The 24,993-nt window shown below is 56.3% G+C and carries 23 protein-coding genes; 2 read left to right on the forward strand and 21 right to left on the reverse strand.

Annotated elements, in window-relative coordinates; genetic code table 11:
* Window position 1: 1 nt before the first annotated feature.
* The 6 genes from G405_RS0108710 to G405_RS0108735 all read right to left on the reverse strand — a co-directional run bounded on the left by G405_RS0108710 (window position 2) and on the right by G405_RS0108735 (window position 4,569).
* Window positions 2-1,051 (reverse strand): efflux RND transporter periplasmic adaptor subunit, encoded by a 1,050-nt coding sequence (locus G405_RS0108710; RefSeq protein WP_169447508.1) that lies wholly within the window; start codon window positions 1,049-1,051, stop codon window positions 2-4.
* Between the two features lie 152 nt (window positions 1,052-1,203).
* A complete protein-coding gene (locus G405_RS0108715) occupies window positions 1,204-2,196 on the reverse strand; it encodes a sensor histidine kinase (protein WP_233346051.1) in 993 nt (330 codons plus the stop codon).
* A gap of 5 nt (window positions 2,197-2,201) precedes the next feature.
* Entirely contained in the window at window positions 2,202-2,873 is a 672-nt protein-coding gene (locus G405_RS0108720) for a response regulator transcription factor (RefSeq protein WP_022701133.1), read from the reverse strand.
* Between the two features lie 120 nt (window positions 2,874-2,993).
* A complete protein-coding gene (locus G405_RS0108725; protein WP_022701134.1) occupies window positions 2,994-3,623 on the reverse strand; it encodes an SAM-dependent methyltransferase in 630 nt (209 codons plus the stop codon).
* 35 nt (window positions 3,624-3,658) lie between these two features.
* Window positions 3,659-4,111 carry a cytochrome c gene (locus tag G405_RS0108730; RefSeq protein WP_022701135.1) on the reverse strand — a complete coding sequence of 151 codons (453 nt, stop codon included), beginning with the start codon at window positions 4,109-4,111 and terminating at the stop codon, window positions 3,659-3,661.
* 17 nt (window positions 4,112-4,128) lie between these two features.
* A complete protein-coding gene (locus tag G405_RS0108735; protein ID WP_022701136.1) occupies window positions 4,129-4,569 on the reverse strand; it encodes a hypothetical protein in 441 nt (146 codons plus the stop codon).
* A 149-nt stretch (window positions 4,570-4,718) separates the two neighbouring features.
* Between G405_RS0108735 and G405_RS15510 the strand changes: the two genes are divergently transcribed.
* Window positions 4,719-5,192 (forward strand): ferritin-like domain-containing protein, encoded by a 474-nt coding sequence (locus tag G405_RS15510; RefSeq protein WP_022701137.1) that lies wholly within the window; start codon window positions 4,719-4,721, stop codon window positions 5,190-5,192.
* On the opposite strand, the gene G405_RS0108745 is transcribed toward G405_RS15510, so the two are convergent.
* The 13 genes from G405_RS0108745 to G405_RS0108805 all read right to left on the reverse strand — a co-directional run bounded on the left by G405_RS0108745 (window position 5,189) and on the right by G405_RS0108805 (window position 20,424).
* A complete protein-coding gene (locus tag G405_RS0108745; protein WP_022701138.1) occupies window positions 5,189-6,916 on the reverse strand; it encodes a SulP family inorganic anion transporter in 1,728 nt (575 codons plus the stop codon). The genes G405_RS15510 and G405_RS0108745 overlap by 4 nt on opposite strands.
* Window positions 6,917-7,021: 105 nt before the next feature.
* Complete coding sequence (locus G405_RS0108750; RefSeq protein WP_022701139.1) at window positions 7,022-8,701, reverse strand: bifunctional protein tyrosine phosphatase family protein/NAD(P)/FAD-dependent oxidoreductase; 1,680 nt, start codon at window positions 8,699-8,701, stop codon at window positions 7,022-7,024.
* 12 nt (window positions 8,702-8,713) lie between these two features.
* Window positions 8,714-9,595, reverse strand: a complete 882-nt coding sequence (locus G405_RS0108755; protein ID WP_040705461.1) for an MBL fold metallo-hydrolase — start codon at window positions 9,593-9,595, stop codon at window positions 8,714-8,716.
* A 78-nt stretch (window positions 9,596-9,673) separates the two neighbouring features.
* On the reverse strand, window positions 9,674-9,817 hold the full coding sequence (locus G405_RS17080) for a hypothetical protein (RefSeq protein WP_022701141.1): 144 nt from the start codon (window positions 9,815-9,817) through the stop codon (window positions 9,674-9,676).
* Window positions 9,817-10,818, reverse strand: a complete 1,002-nt coding sequence (gene cydB, locus G405_RS0108765; protein ID WP_022701142.1) for a cytochrome d ubiquinol oxidase subunit II — start codon at window positions 10,816-10,818, stop codon at window positions 9,817-9,819. Before cydB ends, G405_RS17080 begins: the two co-directional genes overlap by 1 nt.
* 9 nt (window positions 10,819-10,827) lie before the next feature.
* The gene (locus tag G405_RS0108770) at window positions 10,828-12,231 is read right to left on the reverse strand and encodes a cytochrome ubiquinol oxidase subunit I (RefSeq protein ID WP_022701143.1); all 1,404 of its coding nucleotides are present in this window, start codon (window positions 12,229-12,231) and stop codon (window positions 10,828-10,830) included.
* 244 nt (window positions 12,232-12,475) lie between these two features.
* Window positions 12,476-13,123, reverse strand: coding sequence for a peroxiredoxin (locus G405_RS0108775; RefSeq protein WP_022701144.1), 648 nt, complete (start codon window positions 13,121-13,123; stop codon window positions 12,476-12,478).
* A 136-nt stretch (window positions 13,124-13,259) separates the two neighbouring features.
* A complete protein-coding gene (locus G405_RS0108780) occupies window positions 13,260-13,754 on the reverse strand; it encodes an RrF2 family transcriptional regulator (RefSeq protein WP_233346016.1) in 495 nt (164 codons plus the stop codon).
* A gap of 465 nt (window positions 13,755-14,219) precedes the next feature.
* Window positions 14,220-16,427, reverse strand: coding sequence for a TniQ family protein (locus G405_RS0108785; protein ID WP_084683441.1), 2,208 nt, complete (start codon window positions 16,425-16,427; stop codon window positions 14,220-14,222).
* Between the two features lie 21 nt (window positions 16,428-16,448).
* On the reverse strand, window positions 16,449-17,336 hold the full coding sequence (locus G405_RS0108790) for a TniB family NTP-binding protein (protein ID WP_022701147.1): 888 nt from the start codon (window positions 17,334-17,336) through the stop codon (window positions 16,449-16,451).
* Window positions 17,329-18,528, reverse strand: coding sequence for a Mu transposase C-terminal domain-containing protein (locus G405_RS0108795; RefSeq protein ID WP_084683442.1), 1,200 nt, complete (start codon window positions 18,526-18,528; stop codon window positions 17,329-17,331). Before G405_RS0108795 ends, G405_RS0108790 begins: the two co-directional genes overlap by 8 nt.
* Window positions 18,529-18,542: 14 nt before the next feature.
* Complete coding sequence (locus tag G405_RS15515; RefSeq protein ID WP_022701149.1) at window positions 18,543-19,271, reverse strand: hypothetical protein; 729 nt, start codon at window positions 19,269-19,271, stop codon at window positions 18,543-18,545.
* 274 nt (window positions 19,272-19,545) lie between these two features.
* Window positions 19,546-20,424, reverse strand: coding sequence for a hypothetical protein (locus G405_RS0108805; RefSeq protein WP_022701150.1), 879 nt, complete (start codon window positions 20,422-20,424; stop codon window positions 19,546-19,548).
* Between the two features lie 197 nt (window positions 20,425-20,621).
* Here G405_RS0108805 and G405_RS16535 point away from each other — a divergent pair, with 197 nt between their 5' ends.
* The gene (locus G405_RS16535; protein WP_022701151.1) at window positions 20,622-21,041 is read left to right on the forward strand and encodes a DUF6471 domain-containing protein; all 420 of its coding nucleotides are present in this window, start codon (window positions 20,622-20,624) and stop codon (window positions 21,039-21,041) included.
* Between the two features lie 390 nt (window positions 21,042-21,431).
* On the opposite strand, the gene G405_RS0108815 is transcribed toward G405_RS16535, so the two are convergent.
* Complete coding sequence (locus tag G405_RS0108815; protein WP_156861438.1) at window positions 21,432-21,788, reverse strand: hypothetical protein; 357 nt, start codon at window positions 21,786-21,788, stop codon at window positions 21,432-21,434.
* A 1,851-nt stretch (window positions 21,789-23,639) separates the two neighbouring features.
* Window positions 23,640-24,626, reverse strand: coding sequence for a UDP-glucose 4-epimerase GalE (gene galE, locus G405_RS0108820; protein ID WP_028284674.1), 987 nt, complete (start codon window positions 24,624-24,626; stop codon window positions 23,640-23,642).
* Window positions 24,627-24,993: the final 367 nt, after the last annotated feature.

The raw sequence follows: 24,993 nt of genomic DNA on the forward strand, positions 1-24,993 counted from the left end.
TCTAGCCGCCTTCAAGCTGGTTCTTGAGCGCCGCCAGCCCAGAAATGGCGACCTGATCGCCCTCAGTCACCGTGCCCGGTTCAACCGTCACAGCGTCGCGCGTTCTGGTCAGAACGCGAACGGCGACTGCCTGGAAAGTTTCGCCACGGTCAATAAACACATGGTCTTCGCCTGCCAGCCTGACGATGGCTCGGGCAGGCAGGCTCAGCCCCTGGCGCTCCCCTGTCACAGGAAACAGGACGTCAATCAGAGATCCGGGGCGCTCGCTGACGCCATCGGGCAAGGCCACATGCACGGTCACAGCCCGGCGGGCGGGGTCGATCATGCTGTCGATCGCCATGATCTGGCCGGTCCCTGATACGCCGGGAACCCGGATTTCAGACCCCACTGACAAACCATCAGACAAACGGGCAGGCACATGCAGCCGCGCCCACACCGTATCGTCGGTATTGATCGCGAAAATGACGGCGCCTTCTTCAAGGCGAAAACCGGGCTCCGTATTGATCTCGGCCAGCACGCCATCGGCGGTCGCGCGCACCAGAAATTGCCCCGCCTCGGAGCCCGACTCGAAAGCGCCAAAGCGGGCGCGCATTGCAGCCAGTTCCAGACGGGTCGCAGTCGCCGTCAGACGGCGCTCATGCAGGTCCTCGCCTGTGGTCAGGCCTGCTTCGAGCAGCGCTTCAGCGCGCTGCGCCAGCTCCTGCGCATGCTCGGCTTCCAGTCCGAGCACGTCCAGCTGCGCGCGAAGCCCCTCCAGAACCGGGCTGTAGAGGACCTGAACAGGATCGTCAGTCGACACCCTTTGCCCAGGCAAGACCAATGTCTCGGCGACAATCATTGTCGCCGGCGCGACAACAGCACGCCGCGATTGCGGCGGCACAACGATCTCCCCTGTCAGGACCACGCCGTCGGCCGTGATGGCGGATCTGGCCTCCACTGTTTCGATGCCGAGCCCCAGACGGGCCGCCGGAGAGATAGTGACGGCCTCTGACTGGGCTTGCGCGTGTGCGGTGATTGAAACCGGCGCCAGCGCAACAGCGGCGATCAGCACGCGCAACATTCGTCCAGGACAAGCCAGGGCGCTAGCAAGGAACATGAGACTTCTTCTCCACAACGCTACAGGCATGACTTGTCCTCAGACGGACCGTGCATCCAGCATGCGATGCGGAGCTGACGCGAGGCTGACAGGTCTGATTTCGAAGATCAGTCTTGCGGTGGGAGACTTCGATTGAAACGGATCCGCAGTCCCGTCTCTTCAGGGCGGCAGGTTTCAAGCTCGCCGTCATGAGCTTCTGCGATCCGGTCAGCAATCGCCAGCCCCAAGCCAGCGCTGCCCGAAGCGCCCTGATCCGCCCGGACTCCGCGCGCCTTGAAGCGCTCAAGCGAGGGGGCATCCAGGCCGGCGCCGCCATCCAGCACCGCGACTTGCGCTCCAGGGCCCGCTCGGACGACAACCTCTCCGCCAGCGGGGGTTTCACGCAAAGCGTTGTCCACCAATGTTCTCAGGGCGCTGGCGAGCGCTTCCTCAAGACCGCAAATCCGGACCGATCCCGCATCTTCATAGGAAAGCGATTTTCCATCATGGATGGCGCGGGGCGCAAGATCGGCGACAACACGCTTACTGAGTGCAGCCAGATCAACCGGGTTTTGGCCGCCTGGATTATTGGATCGGGCGAGCAGTAGAAGCTGGTCAATCAGTGCAGACAGTGCATGGACCTGCGTCTTCAAGGCAGCAGCGGTGTCCTGGGGCAGGCGATCGAGCTCCATAGCCAGAACCGAAAGCGGCGTCTTGAGCTCATGCGCAGCGTCTGCTGCGAAGGCTTCTTGCTGGCGCGCATGGCGGTCCAAACGGTCTGTCAAACGGTTGACCGCCTCAGCGAAAGGGTGAATTTCGCGTGGCAGCGCCTCGAGCGGCGCCTGAAAGGCTTCGCCGCGCGTGCTGGCTTCATTGGCGAGATCCGCTACCGTCTTGAGCCGTCGTGTCGCTGCATTGATCACAAGGATGCTCCCCGCCATGGACAGCCCGACAAACACCAGCAGCGGGATCACCACATGCTCCATGATCTCGGTCAACGTGGCGTTCAGCGGCGGCGGGGTTTGGGAGAAAAACCCGTACTCCAATCCCACAAGTACAATAAGTACGACCGCGCCAAGGAGGGCGCTGATCACGAAACCCGATACCAGCATGCGGCGCACAGAGGTCAATTCGCCACCTCTCCGAGATAATAGCCCACGCCGCGGACCACATGGATCAGTCCTCCCGCGCCAGCGTCTGCAAGGCGACGGCGCAGGCGTGAAGCCGTGGCTTCCAGAGCATTCGCGCTAACAGCATCATCCCAGCTGTAAAGCGCGGTCTCGATCGCTTCTCGCGAGACTACCGCATCAGGTCGTTTCATCAGGACTTCAAGCAAGGCCGCTTCCCGACGCCCCAGGCGCAAGGGCGCGTCCTTGAACCGGGCCTCGCGCGCCGCCGGATCAAACGTCAGCTCTCCCACTTCGATCCGTGCGGGCTCTCGCGAGCCGGGCCGCCGCAACAAAGCGCGTAATCGAGCGGCGATCTCATCAGGGTCTGCCGGTTTGACCATGTAGTCGTCCGCCCCGGCATCAAGGCCGATGACCCGTTCGCCCACACTGGCGCGCGCCGTCAGCACCAGCACCGGCGCATGAAGGGCTGGCAAAGATTTAAGCCAGTCCACCCCATCGCCATCCGGCAGGCCAAGATCCAATACAAGAACGTCATACGCAGTCACGGCGATGTGGTCCGCGGCGCTGGTCAAAGACCCCGCCACATCACAACTGAACCCACGTCGGGTCAGCCCCTCTGCGAGCAGGAGTGACAGCCGGTCATTATCTTCGATTATCAATACCCGCATCACACCATCCTACAGGGCTAACTGTAAAACGCGTAATGTGTGCAGACTAGCTGACGCGAACCTGACTTTGGGTATTTCCCGGAGAGAGCCGAGCACCACTCGGCTCATGATTGGAGCCGGTCACGGTTTGCGCCCCACATAATCGATGAGCGCGGACATTCCAGAATGCCCCATCCCTTCAGAGATGACGCTATCATGCGCTCGCAGAACCAGGACGTCCAAGCCTGACAGCTCTGACTTGAGCAGTTGCTCGGTATAGAGGTTCTCTTCTTGTGGCGGGCCGCCGGTGCCATACGCTAATTGTTCAGTCCTATAGCCTTGCAACATGAAAAGTCCGCCAGGCTTTAAAGATGAGATGGCGTTCTCAAACAGTCGCCTTCGTGCCTCTGGTCCTGCAAACTGGATAAAGATCGCAACGACGGCGTCATACTGGCTCTTCGGCCAACGCCAGTGGAGTAAATCAGCCTGCTCAAGCTCAATGGAAACCTCAGCTTGCTGCGCCAAGGCTCTGGCCTTCTCAAGGGCGATCCTGGAACCATCGACCGAGTGAACATTATGGCCCTGTTTGGCAAGCCAGACGCCATTTCGTCCTTCGCCATCGGCAATCGCCAGGATCCGCGATTGCCCGGGCAACTGGTCGGCGACGCGAACCAGAAAGTCATTGGGCGCGGTCCCGTAGACATACTCGTCTGTGCTGAACCGTTCGTCCCATATACGGATGGCTGGAGGCGTCTGAGAATTGTCTGACATGGGTTTGGCAGTCTGGCTTGAGGGCAAAGAGGTGATCAGTCTTCTGACGGCGTCACACGATAGCTGCCGTGACAGCTCGTACAATTGCTGAGCGTCATGGCCAGCTGATCCAGAGCAACCCCCATAGGGGTCTCGTCGGAGAGTTCTGAAAGGGCGGCAAGATCGCGATTGAGAGACCGGCTGATCTGCCGGAATCCATCTGGCATATGCGTTTGCATGGACCGTGTCGCAGGATCGTGACGGGTCGTGTTGAGCTCGTCCGCCACTTCCCGAAACCAATCGAGATCGTCATTGGCCGCCGCTTCGGTCATCGCCTGCACGCCCGACAGCAAGTCCAGCATGCGAGATCTGACATGGGCTTGCTCCGCTTGTGTCAGATCAATCGCTATTCTGGGGTCTGAGTAATCATCTTGCGCCACAGCGTATTGGGGACTGATACCGACCAGGGTCAGTGCGCTCAGCAGACCATATGCCAGATGGATTTTCATGTTTCGGCTCCGCTCGGTCAGAATGTGAACAAGCGGGTGCTTGGCGCCATCATCACATCAGCGATCTCAGGCGGAGTGGCGACACTCACGCCCTCAAGCAAATCGTCTTGGGTTGCTTCGCTATTGGGGAGGTAAATCGCACACACCTGTACCTGCACGCCATCAGCCATAAGCCCTTCAAGCATCGAGCGCGGCGAAAACCCTCGGGGCTGCATGGGTTGCGTAGAGGCTTCAGGGGCTTCACGCAGCGCCAGATCACCCGCGCTATCGCACAGAAGAATACGTGCTTGCGCTCCCTCAGCGAGGCTGGCGCGTGTCAGGATCAGGGACATGAGCTGCGTCTGGGGCTGATCGCTAGTTAGAATGGTCAACAAATCAGGCGCTAAAGACTCTGATTGAGCCTGGGCAGGCATTGCGACGCCCAGCATTGCGATGGCGGCGATGACAAGTGTGCGCATGACGCAGCTCCTTTAAAATCAGGACGCACCAGATCCGGAAAGTCTGCGGGCGCCCCTTCAAGGGTTATTAAGTATCATATAATAAGTAGTATTCAATATGCTAGTTTATGGATCACGGCATGAGTTGCAGACGAAAAAGGATAAGCACAATGAATGATACTGATCTCGGCCAGCCTGATCCGCTCCCCCCTCAAGCCAGGGAGCAGCTGACACCGCTTCAGATCAGCGCGCTCGCATTTGCACTGGAAGATGAGCGCAAGGCTTATAAAACCTACGGGCTCATACTTGATCGGTTTGCAGGCCAGCGTCCTTTTGTGAATATCATTGAGGCTGAGAACCGTCACATAGAGGCGTTACTCAGGCTATATCATAAATTTGATCTGGACGTTCCGACGGATAGGACCAAGCCAGACCCTTCAGCCTTCACAGCCTCATTGCAGGACCTATGCGCTATAGGCGTCCGATCAGAGCGCGATAATGTCAGGCTCTTTGATACGGTGTTGATCCCTGCAGCAGGTGACAATCATGAGATTGTCGAGGTGTTCACAAGGTTGCGTGACGCCTCAGCGCATAGACATCTGCCCGCATTTGAGCGTTGTTTAGAGCGTCGAAACTGCCGCTAATCCACTGCCTGAGCCCTCGTCAACGCATCCCAGGCGTCAAACTGAGACAGATAGATCTTTCCTGAGAGCGCCTCTAGGAAATGGCTTGAGCGCATCTTGTCCATGACAGGTCCCTTCACCTCGGACAGATGCAGGCGCACTCCCATATCCTTTAAACGCTCATCAAGTGCTTCAAGTGTCTCCATTGCCGAGTAATCGAGATCATTGACGGCGGAAAACATCAAGACGATGTCACGAATATCGTCGCCGTCGCGTGCGAGGCGGTCAAGAACCAGTGACTCCAGAAAGTTCGCATTGGCGAAGTACAGGCTCTCATCAACCCGCAGCGTCAGAAGCGACGGTGATGTTTCGACCTCATGGCGCAGTATATTGCGGAAATGATGCGTGCCTGGCACCAGCCCCACTTCGGCGATATGCGGTTTGGAGGTCTTGGTGATGTGCAGCAATAGAGAGAGTATGACGCCAGAGGCCACCCCGACCTCAACGCCCAGTCCCAGCGTTAGAATGATGGTAACAGCAACGGCCAGGAAGTCTGATTTGGAGTACCGCCAGGTCGACTTCAGGATTGAAAAATCAACTAAGCTGAGAACTGCAACAATGATGGTCGCCGCCAATGTGGCCTTGGGCAGGAAGTACACAAGAGGCGTCAGAGAGACCGCGGCGATCGCGAGGCCAATGGCGGTAAAGGCTCCGGCGGCCGGTGTCTCCGCGCCCGCATCAAAATTGACCACAGACCGGGCGAACCCGCCGGTGACCGGATACCCGCCCGTGAACGCAGCGCCGAGATTAGCCGCGCCGAGTCCGATGAGTTCCTGATCGGGATCAATACGCTGACGTTTCTTGGCCGCCAGTGTCTTGGCGACCGAGACTGACTCCACAAAGCCGATGATTGAAATCAAGACGGCAGGGATAAACAGGGCGCGAATGATCTCCGGGGACCAGTCCGGCATAGTAAGCGGCGGAAGCGCTTGAGGGACGGCGCCCACCAGATCGACGCCCCTATCCTCGAAGTTGAGCCCCCATGCCAGACCTGTCGTCGCCGCAACAGCAAAAACCGGCCCGGCCTTGGTCAGGATATCAGACAAACGCGCATTCAGACCCAGGGCTCGCAGGGCTGGCTTCATGCCCTTTCGGACCCAGAACAAAAACGCGATCCCAAAGACGCCAATCGCCAAGGTGATCAGGTTGGTCTCCTGAAGGTGACTGATTAAGGAGGCGCCCAGTTCAACTAGGGAATGCCCCTCCGCGGAGACGCCAAGGACATGCTTGAGCTGACTGGCGGCGATCAGAATCCCTGACGCTGTGATGAAGCCTGAAATCACAGGGTGGCTTAGAAAGTTGGCAAGAAAACCAAGCCTGAAAAGGCCCATCAGCACGAGAAAGGCGCCAGACAGAAACGCCAAGGTGAGGGCTGCGGCGGCGTATCCGGCTGTCCCTTGTTCGACCACCTGCCCAATGGCGGACGCGGTCAGGAGTGAGACAACGGCCACCGGTCCGACGGCTAGAGCGCGGCTGGTTCCAAAAACGGCATAGAGCATGATCGGAACGATGGACGCGTAGATCCCGGCCTCTGGCGGGAGACCCGCCAGCAGCGCATAGGCGAGCGATTGCGGGATCAGCATGATCGTGACGATCACAGCCGCAATCAGATCATTTGAGAGCGCTGTGCGGTTATACGCACGCCCCCAGCTCAGGATCGGAAAATACTGCTTGAAACGGTCCATGGTCCTAAAGGCCTTATAGTCCGACACGCGAGCCGCCGGCGTCGGGTCCGGCGGCTCAGTCTGCGATCAGACGAATGAGTATCGGGATCGGTGGGGCATTCGCCGCTACTCTTCGGCGACCAAGAGCGGTTCCGGCTTCGCCATCCATTCCTTGCCCTTGAGCATGGCTTGCCAATAGATCGGCGGAAGCATCGTCTCTTTAAGGAACCAGGCGCCGCGGGTCGGCTTGGTTCCATCGAGCGCCCAGGCAGGAAATGATGGTTTTAAAACGCCGCCATAGCCGAACTCGGCGAGCACGATCTTGCCGCGTTCAACTGTCAGTGGACATGAGCCATACCCGTCATACGCCGCGGTGGGCGACCGGCCGGCGATATCCGCCACGATGTTTTCCGCTACGGTCGGCGCCTGCTTGCGCGCGGCGGCAGCCGTCTTGGCGTTGGGCGCGTTCATCACATCGCCCAGTGACCAGATGTTTTCATAGGTCTTATGGCGAAGCGTCGCCTGATCCACATCAACCCAACCCGCAGCGTCCGCTAGGGGAGACACACGGATAAAGTCGGGCGCCACCTGAGGCGGACAGACATGAAGCATATCGAACTCCGTACTGACTTCATGCGCTTCGATGTCTGGTCCAGAGACCTTGAATGTCGCTTTTTTCTGAGGGCCATCGACGGATATGAGCTGGTGGAAGAAATTTAGGCTTGCACCGTATTTTTCGACATATTCCATCAAGGCTGGCACATAGTCCTTCACACCGAAGAGCACGCCGCCAGCCGTCATGAACTCAATGTCGATATTCTTCAGAACACCCCGCCGGAACCAGGCGTCACCTGACAGATACATCGCCTTTTGTGGCGCGCCGGCGCATTTGATCGGCATAGGAGGTTGTGTGAAGATCGCCCGACCTTTGTCGAGCGCTTGCACGAGCTGCCACGTGTAGGGCGCGAGATCGTATCGGTAGTTTGAGGTCACGCCATTACGTCCCAGCGTATCCTCAAGGCCCTCTATCTGAGCCCAATCGAGTTTCAGTCCGGGGCAAACGACTAACCGATCATACTTCACGACCCGGCAGCCATCGAGGATGACGGCATTGTTGACGGGCTCAAAGGCGGCGACAGCCGCTTTGATCCATGTCACGCCTTTCGGGATCAGGCTGCCCATGGTCTTGGCGGTTTGGTCAGCCTTGAAAACGCCGCCGCCGACCATAGTCCAGCCGGGCTGATAATAATGAATGTCGGCGGGATCAATGATGGCGATGGAGAGGTCCGATGAGCGCGCCTTCAGACTGGCAGCCACCGAAATACCGCCAGCGCCTGCACCGACAATAACGACATCGTATTGCGCGTCACCGGTCTCAGTTGGCGTCTTGCCATTGTTCAGAATGCGGCGCGCCACGCCGTTCATGTCGTAGCCAGCCGCCTGGGTGGCGGCCAGGATTTCAGGCAGAGGGCGTTTCTTGGCTTCGTGAAAGGACCACAAGCTGGCCGATCGCGTGCCCGTGCGGCAATAGGCCAGCACCGGTCGTGGCAAATCCTTCAGTGCTGCGCCAAAGTCGGCAACGTCCGTGTCCGTTACCAGGCCCGCTTTGACGGGCACATAGTGCGCTGCGATACCGTGCGCCGCTGCAGCAGCGTGGATTTCCTCAAATCCGGGTTGATCAACGCCCTCACCGTCGGGGCGATTGCAGATGATGGCCCGGAATCCCGCTTCTTTGATGGCGGGAATATCCGAGGCCAGGATCTGTGGGCTGACCGCGAACTTCTCTGTTATGGTCTTGATTTGCATCAGATATGCTCCCTAAAGCCCATTCACGGGCAGTTTGAGCATTGGTTTGCCATCAGGGTCCGTCGGCATTTCACCGGCCCGCATATTGACCTGCAAGGACGGCAGGATGAGTTGCGGAACCGCAAGGGTTGCATCGCGTTCAGTCCGGAACTTAACGAAATCCTCTTTTGTCTTGCCGCCGCCCACATGGATGTTGTGGGCTTTCTGGTCCGCGACCGTGCTTTCCCAAAGGATCTCGCGACCATTGGGACCATAATCATGACACATGAAGAGGCGCATCTCGTCGGGCAGGCTCAGGATGCGCTGAATGGAGTCGTAAAGCGTGCCTGCATCGCCGCCCGGAAAATCCGCACGCGCCGAACCGGCGTCCGGCATGAAGATCGTATCACCTACAAACGCGGCGTTTCCAAAAACGTGGACCGTGCAGGCTGGCGTGTGTCCGGGCGTATGCATGACGAAGGCTTGCAGGCCGCCAACCTGGTAGGTGTCGCCATCCTCGTAGAGCGCGTCGAACTGGCTGCCATCGCGCTCAAACTCCGTGCCTTCATTGAAGACCTTTCCGAAGGTCTCCTGCACAATCTTGATGTCAGCGCCTATGCCAATCTTACCGCCCAGTCGCTCTTGGAGATAAGGCGCCGCAGAGAGGTGGTCGGCATGAACATGGGTCTCGATGATCCACTCAACCTTAAGCCCCTGAGATTGAACATAGTCCGCGATCTGATCCGCATGCTCATAGGCGATGCGACCTGAGGCCTGATCGAAATCCATGACGCTGTCGATGATGGCGCAAGCGGATGACGAGGGATCTTTGACGACATAGCTGATGGTGTTGGTCGCCTCATCAAAGAACGCTTTGACGTCTGGCTTGACCTCCATTTTTACAGGGTACTGCATGGCTTCCTCCGAATTCATGCGCCTTGTTTTTCACAAGGCTTTGCATGGCATTTAGGTTTTGAACTTGGACGCTGGTTGTTAGAGAACGAGCTTAATGATCCCGCCCAGGATCGTCACAGTGAGCACGCCTGCGGCCCAGAGCCCGACGAACCAGGCGAATTCACGCAAGCCGGTTTGCTTCACGCCCGTGTCTTGAGCATTGCGCGTTGGATCTTTGAGCATCAGTGATACCCCTCCGCCGGATCGACTTTTCCGCGAAACACCCAGTAGGCGTAGGCGGTATATGCCAGGATCATGGGCAGCAGGATGAGCGCCCCGACCAGCATGAACATCAGGCTTGAGTCCGGCGCTGCTGCCTCGCGAATGGTAATGGCGCGCGGCACCACATAAGGGGCAATCCCGATGCCCAGCCCGCCAAAGCACAATCCGAAGAGAGCGATAACGCTTGGAAATGGCGCCCAGTCTTTCTTGGACCAGAGCCCCCACAGCAGGATCGCGGCCGCAAGCACGGTGAGCGTTGGAACCGGGAGGACATAGAGCAAGCGCGGGAAGCTGAACCAGCGCTCCGCGATGTCGGGAGAGAGAAAGGGCGTCCACAGACTCACAAGTCCGATAAAGCCCAAAGTCGCCAAGGCAGCTATTCTGGCGAGGCGATAGGCTTGGTCGCGTAGCCCGCCTTCGGTTTTCATCACAAGCCAAGTCGAGCCCAGCAAGCCGTAACCAGCGGTCAGAGCGATGCCGCACGCCACAGAGAACGGGGTGAACCAGTCAAACCATCCACCTGCATAGGCCCGGCCTTCGACCTCTATGCCCTGAACGAACGCCCCAAGGACAACGCCTTGAGAGAAAGTTGCAAGCAGAGATCCGAAGAAGAAAGCGCGATCCCAAATTTTCTGATGGGCGACATCCCGCCAGCGGTACTCAAATGCGACCCCGCGAAAGACAAGTGCGAGGATCATGGCGATGAAAGGGGCATAGAGCGCCGGCATGACGATTGAGTAGGCCAGCGGGAAGGCGGCGAAAAGACCGCCACCGCCCAAGACCAGCCAGGTTTCATTGCCGTCCCAGACTGGCGCGACTGAATTCATCGCCACATCCCGATCCCGATCCGACTTCAGGAAGGGAAAGGACAGGCCAACGCCCAGATCAAAGCCGTCCAGCACGATGTAGATGAAGATAGCGAGCGCAAGGAGTCCCGCCCAGATTTCAGGTAATCCGATCATGATGACCTCCTATTCAGCCGGGAAAGCTTTGGGATCGAGACCAGCCGCTGGCGTGGTGCCTGCAGAGCGGATGGGTTTGCCATGCTGCTCTTCGGCCTGGGCCGGGCCTGCTCGCATCAGTCTGAGGATGTACAGCGTGCCAGCGCCGAAGATCGCGAAGTAGACGATCACGAAGGCGATAAGAGAAGCTGCGACCGCTGGCGCCGCCACTGGCGCGATCGACTCGCCCGTGGTGAGCAGGCCATAGACCGTGAAGGGCTGGCGTCCGACTTCTGTGGTGACCCAACCCGCCAGCACCGCGACAAACCCGCTGGGGCCCATCACAAGGGCGGCTTTGTGAAACAGGCTATTCTCGTAAAACTTGCCTCGCCAGCGCAGGAAGAGGCTGATCGCACCCAGAGCCGCCATGGCGAGACCGATCCCAACCATGATTCGGAAGCTCCAGAAGACGATCGCCACGGGAGGGCGTTGATCGGCAGGCACATCGGTCAAACCGGGTGTCTCGCCATCCCAGTGGTGGGTCAGGATCAACGCGGACAATCCCGGAATGCCGATTTCAAAATGGTTCTTTTCAGCTTCCTGGTCCGGGATGCCGAACAGGATAAGGGGGGCTCCGGTCTGGCGCTCCCAATGGCCTTCCATCGCCGCCACTTTGATCGGCTGGTGTTCGAGCGTGTTAATGCCGTGCATGTCGCCGGCGAAGATCTGGATGGGCGCCACGATCGCCGCCATCCACATCGCCATGGAGAACATTTTTCTCGCTTCGGCGTTGGCGCGATCACGCAGGAGATGGAATGCGCCCACAGCCCCCACGACAAAAGCCGTGGTGAGGTACGCCGCCAAGGTCATATGGACGAGGCGGTAGGGGAAGGACGGATTGAAGACGATTTCAAACCAGTTCTCAGGAATGAACTGACCAACTTCATTGATACTGAAGCCTGCCGGGGTCTGCATCCAGGAGTTTACCGACAAGATCCACGTCGCAGAGATCAGCGTGCCGAGCGCAACCATGCCGGTGGCGAACAGGTGCAACTTGCGCGACACACGCTCCATGCCAAACAGCATCACGCCTAGAAATCCGGCCTCCAGGAAGAAGGCAGTGAGCACTTCATAGGCCATGAGCGGACCAATGATTGGTCCGGCTTTATCAGAGAAGACCGACCAGTTCGTACCGAACTGGTAAGACATCACGATCCCGGACACGACGCCCATGCCGAAGGCGACCGCGAATATCTTCATCCAGAATTTGAAGAGGTTGAGATAAACCCGATTACCGGTTCTGAGCCATTGAACTTCCAGCACGAACAGGAAGCTCGCGAGTCCGATTGAAAAGGCCGGGAAGATGATATGGAACATCACTGTGAACGCGAATTGCACGCGCGCGAGGATGGTTGCGTCTAGGGATTCAAACATCGCTGCGAACTCCGCCTGATGTCGATTAGGTGAACATGTATTTGGTGAAGTAGCGCCAATTAAGTGGCATTCCATATACAACTTTTGGCCATAGTGTCGCAGGCCTTGACGGTTTGAAGCTGACAGGACCAGCCCCAGAAGAAGCGTGCGCATGGCCCCAGTCAGGGCAGGACATTGTGACTGGGGCCATGCGCGCCCGGTAGCGGTTCAATCAAGCGGACCTTCGATTGAACCGCCCTCGAGATCAGCCGAGAGATTTGGTGGAGAAGTACCAATCCACCGTTTCATAGCCTTCAGAGGCGCGGCTCTCGGCGGCGTCGGCGGTGGCCGGCGGCGGTACGATCACCTTGTCGCCCGGGGTCCAGGCTTCAGGGGTCGCCACGCCTTCGCTGTCAGAGGTTTGAAGCGCCTGGATGAGGCGAACAAATTCCTCGATCGAACGCCCATTGCTCATCGGGTAGTAAACCATGGCGCGAAGAACGCCCTCGGGATCGATGATGAAGGTCGCGCGCACCGCAGCGGTGTTAGAAGCGCCCGGTTGGATCATGCCGTAAGCGCTTGCCACTTGCATCGAAAGGTCGGCGATGATCGGGAAGCGAACATCAACGCCGAACTTCTCCTTGATATTCCGCACCCAGGCGATGTGGGCGTAGTGGCTGTCGATGGACAATCCCAGAAGTTCGGTGTTGAGCGCCGCGAACCGGTCCTGAGCTTTGGCGAATGCCATGAACTCGGTGGTGCAGACGGGAGTGAAGTCCGCCGGGTGAGAGAACAGGATCAGCCATTTGCCCCGATAATCAGACAAGGACCGCTCACCATGGGTCGTCGGGGCGGTGAAATCCGGGGCGGCTTCGTTCAGCCGCGGGAAGGTGCAGGTTTCAATCTCAGTCATTGGGAACTCCATTGTTTGACGCGTTTGGCTCGTGGCCAGTGCGTCATGATGTATCCCTTAAAGTCGCATATGTCATACTACTTATTTTGATGCAACCTATAGACCCTCTCTATGCCGACCCTAAAGTCTATAAATGTTACTGGGTCTCCGCGTCATTCAGGCGCGAGAGCAGGACGCTGCGGTTGGCGGCGATGTCGGCGATCGTGACATCATCTAATACAGCCAGGAAGGCGCGGGTCGCCGTCTGAATGGATGCTGAAAGGTGGCATACGCCAATCAGCGGGCAGGTGTTTGTTTGTGCATTAAAGCATTCAACAAGCTCCAATGGCGCTTCGGTAATCCGGATGACCTCGCCAACCGTGATCCCCTTGGCAGGGCGGTTGAGGGTAATCCCTCCATTGCGGCCCCGAATTGCTTTGATGAACCCTTCTTTTTCGAGCGTGTTCACTGCTTTGAGCAAATGGTGACGCGAGATGCCATGAGCTCGTGCCACATCCTCGGTACGGATCAGGTTTGGAGCGTGAAGGGCGGCAAACTGTAAAAGTCGCAATGCAAAATTGGAAAAATTCGTAAGCCTCAATGGGCAACCTTTCACATGGGGATTGTGTGTCGATAGCGGGGCGTTGAACACAGGGCGTCAATAACAGTACACGCTTTAGTCAGATGTCGCATTAACGACACTGATCCGCTTCAACCGATATCCTTTGCTCATAACCATATGCGCCCTGGTGAGAGCGAACCGCATCCAATAGGCCGAGGCAGCTTCTCATACTCCAAGCATTTGGCGGGCGATCTAGGAGGGGTGGAAGTATCGTAGGGGCGTACGAGTAGGTCGCGCTTTGAGAATTTATGGGAAAGCTGCCGTGAGTCTTCATGCGCACGTGCTGGGTATGTGCTGGAAAGTTTCGGCGCGCCCAGGCAGATTTGATTTTATATCATTGAAAAGAATGTTGGTCGTCAGAAAAGCTTGGACACTGACGCCCTTAAAATCAATGCCTTATTGATTTGAAAATCTAAGAAACTTGGTCAAATTCTCGGGCAATTTTGGACAATCTACCCAATGATCAAATTAGCTTGGATAATTGCGGCAAAATTTTTAGGGTAAGTCATAAAGTTCTTCTGCGCGACGCAATACACGTTCCGCGATTTCTACAACAGACTCCTGGTCCTGCTTAAAGTGCAAAGGGTCAACAAGCTTGAACCCATCACCGCCTGTTTCCTGGACGACGGCACCCTTCCAAATTTCCTGCTGGGTTTTTCCGCTTTTTCGAAAACGCCTGTATCGACCCGGAGCCACGACTGGATCGAATAACGCTTCTATTTCCCAACTGGCGTTAGATTCATTAAGGGTTAGGTAAAAGGACCACCGGCGGGAAACCGCTTCAATAAATATTTTATCCTCATAGGCGTGCTCTATCGTGAACGACGGCCTCCTCTCCCCCTCAAGCGCCATGAGTTTTTCTGCAACACTTTCCAGAAGTTGATACTGTGGACGGGAGTCTAATTCGATCCCAGTGGCTGCAAACACTTCTTCTTTATCGACGAAAGACACAATACGTTTCGACCATTCGTTTACCGGCGAAACATCAAACTTCGCGAGCTGCTTCAAAGCGGCTCTCGGGTCGACCTCGAGCGCCTTCCCATAAAGTGAGGCTCGCGCGTATCGGCGTCTAAATTGCTCAACTGAGGCACAGCATATCATTTCCTGCCCATGCGCCCCGGTACGTGAACGAATTAGTCCAAGATCTTGCAGCTGTTCCAGCGTTTGCCCCCTGGCGCCAGTCAGTGCCTTCGCTTTGGCTTTGGTCATCAGACGAGTAGCTTTGCGTCGGCGTCCGGCATGCTTAGTTCTGAAACACGCAACCACAACGGCGTCAAAAAACGGCACTCCTGGATCGATGGATACGAGCCCAACACTTCTACCCGCCCGTAGGCAAGTTAGCGCATAGGAGAGAGAATACCCCCGCCGCGAAGCGAATTCTCGTAACGTGATCCTCTCACTCCTGAGTTTGTCAGGGGGGCTAGGGTCGAGCTTTGTGATTGCCTCTCTGTCATCGCCAAAAAAGTAGCGAACGCCATCTTTGCGAAACCCGATTTTGATAGCACGTGCGGAAACCAGTTGGTCCAATTCCGACTCGTTACACCCTAAGCTATCTGCAATCTTATCCGCTGGAATTGCACGATCCAGTGCTTGACGTATGAGCTGAGCGTCCTCCTCACTTAACAGAACCGCGCGATTTTCTTTGCGCTTATTAACATCGACGCCCGCCTTGATCGCGACTTTACGAATTTGCCTTCTGCTGAGCCCAAGATCCTTCGCTAGGTCAGTTTCAAGCGTCCGCGTCTGCTTGCAGGCATGAGACCGAAGGGGACCAGCCTCGCTGGCAAGGCCCAAATCTGCACGGACTTGCGCATATGCCTCGACTATTAGTTCTCTAAGGTGAGAAGGCTCCAGAGCGCTTATTATTTGGCGGGCTTGGCGGATTTTCGCGTCACGCGAGTCATCTCTTTCGCTTGATGCAAGCCAAGGCGCGGACCGTATTTGCTTGACGACCGCATCAAATCCCAAATTCAAAGAGCTAAACCCCGCATTGGCATGCCTGCTGATCTCTTGGGGGGTATGACGATACTGCTCTTCATAAGTGTGCAAGCGCGAAATCGTCATTGAAGCAGCCAACACCGCCGACAATTCTTCCTGACATAGAGTCTCGTATTCAGCCGGCAGGTTACCGGCCAATAATCCGAGCACATATTTTTCAAGCTCTGAAGCCGGCTTCGAAATGGCGTGATTATCGTCGATGAGTACGCCCGCTTGGGTCATTCCGACTACTACTTTTCGCCAGTCAACAGGGTCGCCTGGCAACCCGTAAATCAACTGAGAGTCGTGAAGCGGGCAGCTCTCCATCACTGAAATGTCCCACCAGACGCGGTAGTGGCGACTTTCCTCTAGGCATGTGGGGCAGACGCGCCGAACCCCCTTGTTGATGAAGCGAGGCGGCAAGGGGTGGCCTCTCAGCAAATAACCCAAATCCGCGGGAACGGGACTATTTTGCTCCAGTGACCGATAATCGGTCGGGATTTGGGACGCGATATCAAGCAAAGAAGCGGTGTGGAAGTGCTTGCCTTCCAGACCCAACGAATAACAAAGAGAGGGCGTGCTCAGAGCGCTATTGCACGCAGCCAAGCGCTGGAACCAGCCATATACCGGCTCAAATTCTTTTACTTCCTCAGGCCATGCTCGAACGGGCACCATGTCCACGTCGAAGCCGTTGCTTGCGGCAGAATTCATGATCGCAATTGTCATGATATCTACTTCCTAGATGCCCTAGCGGCTGAATGGATTGAATTGCTCGCCAGGGCGCTTCCGCGCGTCCCAGGCTTGAGCGAAGTGACTGAGATCGACGACTGGCGCGCATTCGTTGATCGCCAGCGCGCCGGCCGCTTCCATCAAAAATTTCAACCAGCCAATATTGCCCTTGCACGCCATGAAGAGGCGATACGAAAAGTCCATTGAGGCAAAGCCAGCAGGCTCAAACGGCATTTCTTCGTCAAACTTCTGGCAAAGAACGCGGAACCCCTTTCGGTCCGATTCATCATTCCAGTTGTACGGCCGAAGGCGGCAGTGCTCTAAACCACCGCGGCCAATGAGTTGCGCATCCTCGGCCAAAATCGAGTAGGTCTCTTCAAGGCCAATGCATACGATATTAAATGCCTGAATATTAAGCATCTTTCTTATGAAATTACGGGCAAAATTTAAGACCCTTTTATTCTTGTCATAGAATATGATGTTCGCTTCATCCAGGATCACGAGCTCAACAGAAGAGCGCTTCATTTCTTTCAGCACCGCCTCCACAGCATGCGGGTTTGGCATTCTGTGAGACAATGCAAGTCCGAAGGCCGAGGCTGCGCTATCGATCAGCCCCCTAGGCCCGCCCTCGATTGGAGAGTCGATAACGACGACTTTACGCTTCACGCCATTCTGCCCGATCTCGCTGGGGAACTTCGAGGCGTAGCGGTTTGCTGCGAAGGTCTTCCCGATGCGGCTATCACCAATCAGAGCCGCTAGCTTGCCTCTTGAAGGAAGCCCGCCTTTCACCGGCGTATGAAATCGCTCGATCGCGGCGCTGGCCAAGCGATGCCGATCGTGGTCGACGAATATGGTTTCCATCTGACGCTGGCGCGCGACGACGTTGTCTTCCTGAAAATCACGCATTCTTTTGGCTCTCCGACCTAACGTTAGCCGCCGCTAAGAGTATCTCGTCGAAGTCGTCTTCGCTTTGATGTGCGGGGGGCAAAAGATGGGCGGCTCTTCCACTTGAAGCGTCAACATCAGCAGAGGTACGCCTATTCCGCTCAGTCTCATCCTCAACCCCCACATGTCTGGGGCTCTCGACGACATGCAAAGGCATTGGTTCTTCGATTGCTGTCTCGTGTTCGGCGTCCGCCAAGGCACTTTCAAATGCCATCTGCCTGCGGTTGTATAGGTACCGCGCTATCCGTTTTTCGGTCTTTTTCCGGATGCCTGAGCGTAATACACCCATTGCCGCTTGACGCAGTTCGTGTTTGGCTCGGCTTAACGCTTCGGGGTCATTTCGCTGACCCTCGACCACCTTCGCGTGTTCCAGCGCGCATCTGTGTTGATAGGCGGTCAGGCCCTGCGTGTACTCCCGCCATCGGTCGCATGCCGGCACCGTGATGATGCTGTCATCATGGTGGTTGACCAGATACACCTTGGACAGATCGTATGGATCGCGCCGAACCCGATACTGGGCTGGTCCGTTCCGCCCTGACCTTTCGCAATGGTCGGGATGGGCCAAGACTGCATCCAGATCAGTCGACCAATAGACAATGTGATCCCATGTGATGCCTGTTTTCTGAACCGTACGCTGAGCGACCTCACCGGCCAGAGCGACAAAGAGCGTCGGGTCGGGAAGCTCCGTGACGTCAAGCTCATCCACTTTATCATGCCACGCGTCGATCGGAGCTCTTCCGACACCTGGCACTGTCCCTAAATTCCGATTTGGAGTGCGGTGACGGTCAGTGACAAGCCACTTAATGAAGAGGGCATCTAGCTCCTTCAACGTGAACGTGGGATAATCAATATTCTCGTAGTCTTTCAGCTCCAACCAGTTCGATTTGGTCGTGCCGGGAAACGCATGGACGAGGTTGGCCACTTGACCCATGAATCCCTCAACAAGACCTTTCAACCATGGCTCTCTCGGAGGGAGCCGCGTTATTTTAAAGCCAAGCTGAGGTGATGAGGCTTGTAGAGCTCGATTTAAAAACTCCTTGCCATTGTCGAAGAAGATTTCTTCAGGCCGGCCAAAGCACGGCCAGTCATCATCTGATAGTCCATCTATGTGAGATATTTTCTTGCGATAGATCGTATGGCGGAGCGCCTCCATCACCGCTGCGTAGCTCAGAGTTCATCCAGCGTGATAGAGTAGCCAACAACCATGCGCGTGGCGCGATCTATGAAAGCAATCAGGTAAGGTCGTCCAAGACATGCGCCGCTCTTATCCACGACGAGTATGTCTAGTGGCGTCGCGTCAGCCTCCAGCTCAGCGTAAGGACGCTCGGGCAGCGACCGAGTTTGATATCCTTGGTACTTTCTGCGGGCGACATTCCAGCCCTGTCGGCTCGCATCCAGAGCGAACGGAGAAACCTCACGTTTGCGCCGATAGGCAGTCGGCAGCGAGGGACAGGCTAGCTTCCCGGACCGATCAAGATGAGCCGAGTCGATTGTTTTGCATGCGCGCCGCCCTTCAGCTGAAGCGTTGAATTCGCGGATATGCGCCTCAGCCTCCAGATAAGCATCTTTCATGGTGCCCGCTTTCATATATCTCGCAACGGCCTTTTCGAGCGCTTTCTCCTGTTCTGGATGAAGTTTGCTTCCGCGGCTTCCCTTGCAGTCGTGGCGTGGAACGTAAGCAGCGAGCCCAATCTCATTGAAGTAGGCTTCGTGGCGGGATACCCAGTTCAACACAGAGCCCGGACAAGGAGGATTTTTATCGTCAATCCTCTGCGCCACCTCCGGTATCATTTTCTTGACCCACGGCTTTGAAATTCGGAAGCCGTCAGGATGCTCGAGTACGTGCATCACGTAGGCGTGCTTGCGTTTGGCCTCGCTCTCGAACAGCGGATCCATTGCCATTTCAGAGAGCGGAGAGAGAGGCTCGTGCTTTCGGGGGCGTGATCGAACGCTTAACCGGCCATCTCCGAGCAACCGCACTAGGTTGGATTGCGCCTCTAGCTTTGCCTCACGAGTATCCGCATCGATGAGAAGCCATTTGCCCAGCTGCTTTTGCTGAGCCAGGTGCGGCCGCCTATCGATGAAAACCAAATCGTTAGATCGGATCCGAACATTTGGGTAGCTGCTGCTTTCGGACGGTTCGGCTTGGCCCTTATCGTTACGAGAATTGTTAGACGAGGTCACGGGAAGGGTCTCCTCGGAACTCGACGCTGGTGGCTGCGTTGTATCGTTCTTTGGGGCAAAGCTTTAGCTCGCCTTTCAACGTCAGGCGCATCACCGCGGAATAGGCTTCCGTAACGGCTATATCTCCTGCGGCGCAGGCTTCACGGCACAGGTTAGCCAAATTGGAGAAACCGCCTGCATCCACCAGAGCATTGCGGACTTTAATATCCGGCGTTCTTGAAGTCGGCTCAAAGCGATGGCGAAAGAGTGTCCGCGCGTTGGTAAGCCTCGGCTCGGCTCGCAATTCCTTTTCGGTCCAGATCAGGAGGGTGGCATCGTGGTCCCGATAGTAAGCCTCGCGGATAAACGGCTCGCGCCGCACCCATTTTGAGTCCCGTGCGAAGCGTCGCGCCTTAGCATCAATCACGATGACTTTCCCGTCAGTAGTCAGGGCGACAAAGTCAGCATTGTACTCCCGCTTCACTACGCCTCCGGACTCTGTTGGCATCCAGTAGTAAAGGGCCGGAGGCTGGCAAACGTACTGCGCGATTCGACAATCGACGGAGAGGTGGAGGTGAGCGAGAGCCTCAAGTGAGCTCTCGTAAGGGGCATATTCATTCAGGCATTTCGGGGTGTGCGGGAATATCCCATCGCGAGCACACCAAACCTTCCCAGGTTTCCAGCTGCGATTGGGTACGGCCCCCTTGAAGAGGCCAAGCGCCTCCAGGCGGGCGCCTTTCTTCCCGACCGAGATGGGTGAAGCTTTTCGTTCAATCCCGCAAAAGGTGCCGCTTGTTCGAAAAACGTTCGTTTGGCCCGTATCGGCTTCTTTAGGTGCGAGCCTATCCTTGGCGCTCGCGCAGCCGCGCTCTGCGTTACTCAACATAGCAACCTCCCTCGGCACGTCGGCCTCGAAGCCTTCCGACGGAGACGGAATTCGCCCCGTCCGCCTCAACGTTCTCCTCGTGACGCATCCGCATTATTGCGAAAGCACCAAATATGGTGCCTTTTATTCGCCGGCATTTTTCTTGTCAAGGTCAAAGCACCATATATGATGCTTGCGCACAAATATGGAGACGCGGAATGACCAGGAACCTCAAACCTGAAGTTCGGAGGGAGCTTGCTGAACGCAGGTGGGCTACTGGGGTGATACGCTCCCAGATGGTCAAACGTGGGATCTCCTACGCGCAGCTGACCGAGCGTTTGAAGCTTATGGGAGTTGAAGAAAACGAACGAAATCTCAGAAACAAGGTCGCACGCGGCACGTTCAGCGCGGCGTTTATGGGGGAATGTCTCGCGGCACTCGGCGTGCGGCATCTCGAAATCGACGTGATTGACGCCCTAACAGGAATACGTGAAGCGATAGCCTTCGACCGAACGATTGATCGGCTCAACGCCGGCATTCCCATCGAGCAGGCCAAAGTTGAACTCGACGAGATTGATGACCCCTACTCTGAAGAGGTCATGGCTCGAAAAGCTAAGAAGTTTGGCTCACTGAAATGATCTGAGACCTCTTGCCCTGATCGATCTCAGCTTCGAGTGTTCACCCTCCTTCATGATGGATGGCGCTGAGGTCCTGCAAAAATGATGTCGCGAAAAGCTGTTTCGGCTGCCAGCTCTAGGCTGGTTGTCAAAACGATCGGCCTTGCCGCGAGCCCTGCGTCATTCATCGCTCCGACCTGGCTACGTGCCAATCGTTGGCGCGAGAAATAAAACACATGGAAATCATGAATGTGACGCCCCCGGACGAGGAGCGCATTTTGGCTCTCTTGGAGCCTTACTTCAACAACGAGCTCAATCCGCGTCGCATTCCGGAGTGGGTTACAATTGATAAAGAAAATAAGCGCTGTCTATACCGGCACGCGAGCAGTTCAATGATGATTTGGGCATGCATTAGTCAGCAGGCTCGTTCGGTCTGCGATAGATGAATCCATCCGACCGTGCGCCTTCGCGCCAGCTCGGGGCGGCCTCCAGTGAGGCGGCAATGCGCCAGCGATGTTTGCGCTTGGTGCCGATGTTCCTGACGCTCGGTCGCTTGGAGGCGCTTAGCGCATTCATGGACGCCTCGAGCATCCGTTTGTTCGGGGTCGCTGGAACCACGTGCAACGACCGGCTTTCCAGATGCTCCAGGAAGAACCGGGCAACGTAAGCCAGATCATCATCTGATAGCTCCAACTTGCGATCCTGCAGAGCCTTACGCAGAGCTTTTACAATCATCCGCCAGTGCGAAATATCGACTTGGTCAACCATTGGAAAAAAGATCTCGCTATTCACTTCTCGTGGAGCTTACGTCTCAGTCGGAAGCTTACGCGGGTGCACGATCTGTGGCCGGAACGTAGTCTGGCAATGATGGGGTTGGATACGCTTTGCTTTCACGTAGAAGCGCTTCCATCTAGGCGCTAGCGCACGGTTATAGCTCCCATGACAAGCTTGGGCCATGCCGTGGCGCCTGTCAAGCTAAATTACTGAATTATATGGGCTTTCGTTTGGTCAACGTGGTGGTGACAGAACGAAGAGCCTGAGAGTTTCCAGTCTGTTGCTGACTTTGCGATCCTAGATTCGAACTAATACATGTCCTGTAGTGTGGGGAGCGTTCAATAGCGGAGCCCCCAATTTGTTCGCGCAATCAATGGGGCGGAGACGTCAGCTTGCTTGGCGGTCATTCTGGTATCTGGTGCTCACGACTGTGCTTCCAGTCGGCTAACAGTTTGCAGGCGTCATAGACGCGATAGCACGCTGAATCGACCAGACATTCTTTGCTTGTGATCATCTCTCTCCAGAGCGTGGGTTTGCCGGGACTTTCCTGGAAGATTTATGGCCGGGCTAATTCGGTCTGGCTCGCCCATTCACGGTCGCTTGTCTGGTCCGTTCTATGCCGTCTTTGCTTGGAAAGGGCTTTGGCTTCCCGTTAGGCGGAAGCTTGGGTTTAACTTATTGGTGGCGTTGCCTTTATATTGAAACATAGTGCCTATCGATTCTAAGTAACCGAAAATAGCCACAAATATATATAGCTATAAATCAATTTCGAATTAAGCTATCAAGATTCTAAGTTACGTTTTGTCAACACGCGCATGTGTAGGCACATGCAAAAACTAATTGAACTTTAAATTTTATTTGCTATGTTTAAATCAAGGTCGCGCGGGGCGCGCCTTTCCCCAAAAATCTACAGCCAAAGGACGTGTGAATATGATCACAGCGATCACGGCGTGCGACCCGCACGCATTTGCCGAGAACATGCAGCGCTTACCCGATCTGAGTTACGTTATGCGGAGCTCAACTCCATGGGTGCCGACTAGTGTCATCAGCGAAGGGATGAAGGTGCCAGCAATGCGGTTGGCTGGCGATAAGCATGTTGATTGTTCTTGGTCGCCTTTGACTGGGCTCAATGTTCACCCGAGCGAGCGCAAGGACCTTGATGCAATTCCAACGGTTGTGCCGTTCAGCACTGTGAGGATGAAATGCGAGAGTCCTTCAGGGCCACACGTCTTCGCTGATCTGAAGCCGGAAATACTGGGGACTGTACATCTTATCGCTGGCTACTTGAGGCCGACAACTGAAGGAGGTCCAAGCCTAGGCTTTTTCCCTCACCTTATCGAGCCCATACCGGGGCGGAGCGCTTGGGTCGACCGTGAACCTTTGATCTTGAGCTTTGGAGCATTGCGCGCTTGGCTGAGCGTCAACAACGAAGTCCTGCCCAAGGCATCCAATTCGGAATTCAAAGAGGTCAGCGTTAGCCTTGCTATGCGGTGAGGCGGTGATGTCAGTTAAACCGAGCCGATGTCGAAAATTACCATGTCACATTACTTTAGGAGTGCGGCGCGCGCCTCGGTGATCACCGAGGCGTGGGCGTCTTTGAAGAGATGGCGGCATATAAGGAAGGGTCGTAGCTGATGTCGATGCCGTGCACATGAAGGAACTCCTACACATTGCACAGCGATAGCGAGAACAGAATGTACATCATCATCGCCAGGCGGATGATCTCGGGTGAGGTCCTGGAATGGCGGAAGAGTTTGGTTGTGCGAGTAGGATTGCCGAAGCTAACGGGCCGTTGCCTCTGACGGCCCCCTCATGAGGATTGAAATGAGGGGCAATGAGCGGGTTTTATGAGGGGTGTAGTCCCCAACGTCGCGCATAGAACGACCAGGCGTGTTCAATGATGGTTTTGGCGTCTGAATAGATGGGCGAGAAGTTCAAGAGCTCACGCGCCAAACGTGTGTCGGAGACCAATTGCGCCGCATCCCCCGGGCGTCGGGGAGAGAGTGTGGGGGGAACTGGCCGTCCGGTGACGGTCTCAACGGCGTCGAGGATTTCTTTTACCGATATCCCTGTTCCTGTACCCAAATTGCAGGCGAAGGAGTCCGCCCCCTGCCGTAAGCGATCAAGCGCTTTGAGATGAGCTTGAGCGAGATCCATCACGTGGATGAAGTCTCGCACGCAGGTGCCATCCGGCGTGTCATAATCATCCCCGAACAGATGCATGGGGCCGCCGAGTCCCGCGGCGGCCTTAAGCGCGTTGGGCACCAGATGGGTTTCCGGGTCATACTCTTCGCCGATCTCTCCATCCGGGCTCGCGCCAGCCGCGTTGAAATAGCGAAGCGCAGCGTATTTGAGCGCTCCTCTGGATGAGACATCTTCAAGCATCAGCTCGACCACGTGTTTGGTCTGGCCATAGACGTTGACCGGCGTTCGGGGCTCATCCTCGGTGATAGGAAGCGTTTGGGGCTCGCCATAGACGGCGCAGGTGGACGAGAAGACCAGATGGAGCACATCCGAGCGCTCCATGGCCTTGAGCAGTGCAACGACCCCAGCGACATTGTTATCCCAGAACGCCAGCGGCTCACGTTGGCCTTCACCAACCTCGATATTGGCGGCGAAGTGCATGACGGCGTCGATGCCCTGGTCTGACATCGCCTGTGTCACGGCGCTGACATTGCGCACATCTTGCTCGATCAGGGGCCCCCATTTCACCGCGTGGCGATGACCGCGAGACAAGTTGTCGAGGACGATCGGGGTATCGCCTCTTTCAGCGAGCGCTTTACAGATATGCGAGCCGATATAGCCCGCGCCGCCAACGACTAATACTCGCATCAAGGCCCCCATTGCTGCGTTGCAGTGTAAAGAAGGCGAGCGGAAATCGCGAGCGCAATAGTTGCAAAATGCGCAAGTTGAAGCGCAAGGAATGCGGGGGCGCCGGTCAGTGACTCTGCGCCCGTCTCTCACGCAGGATATGGTGAGCTGCGGCCTTCAGGGCGCTCGTAATGTAGGCTCATTGGCGCCAGAGACACGGGCTCTAGGTTAATGTGTCATTATCTATAAGCACAGGCTCACCACTATACTTTGGTGTCGCCGTGGGTCCGAGTTACCCCTCATTTGACCCAACCCGCGTAAGCGCGTGAAGAAAGCAATTTAAATCAATAGTTTAAATGTAAACCTGAGTTTAGAATATGTTAAGGTT

It is taken from the genome of Oceanicaulis alexandrii DSM 11625 (assembly GCF_000420265.1).
Classification (GTDB): Bacteria; Pseudomonadota; Alphaproteobacteria; order Caulobacterales; family Maricaulaceae; genus Oceanicaulis; species Oceanicaulis alexandrii.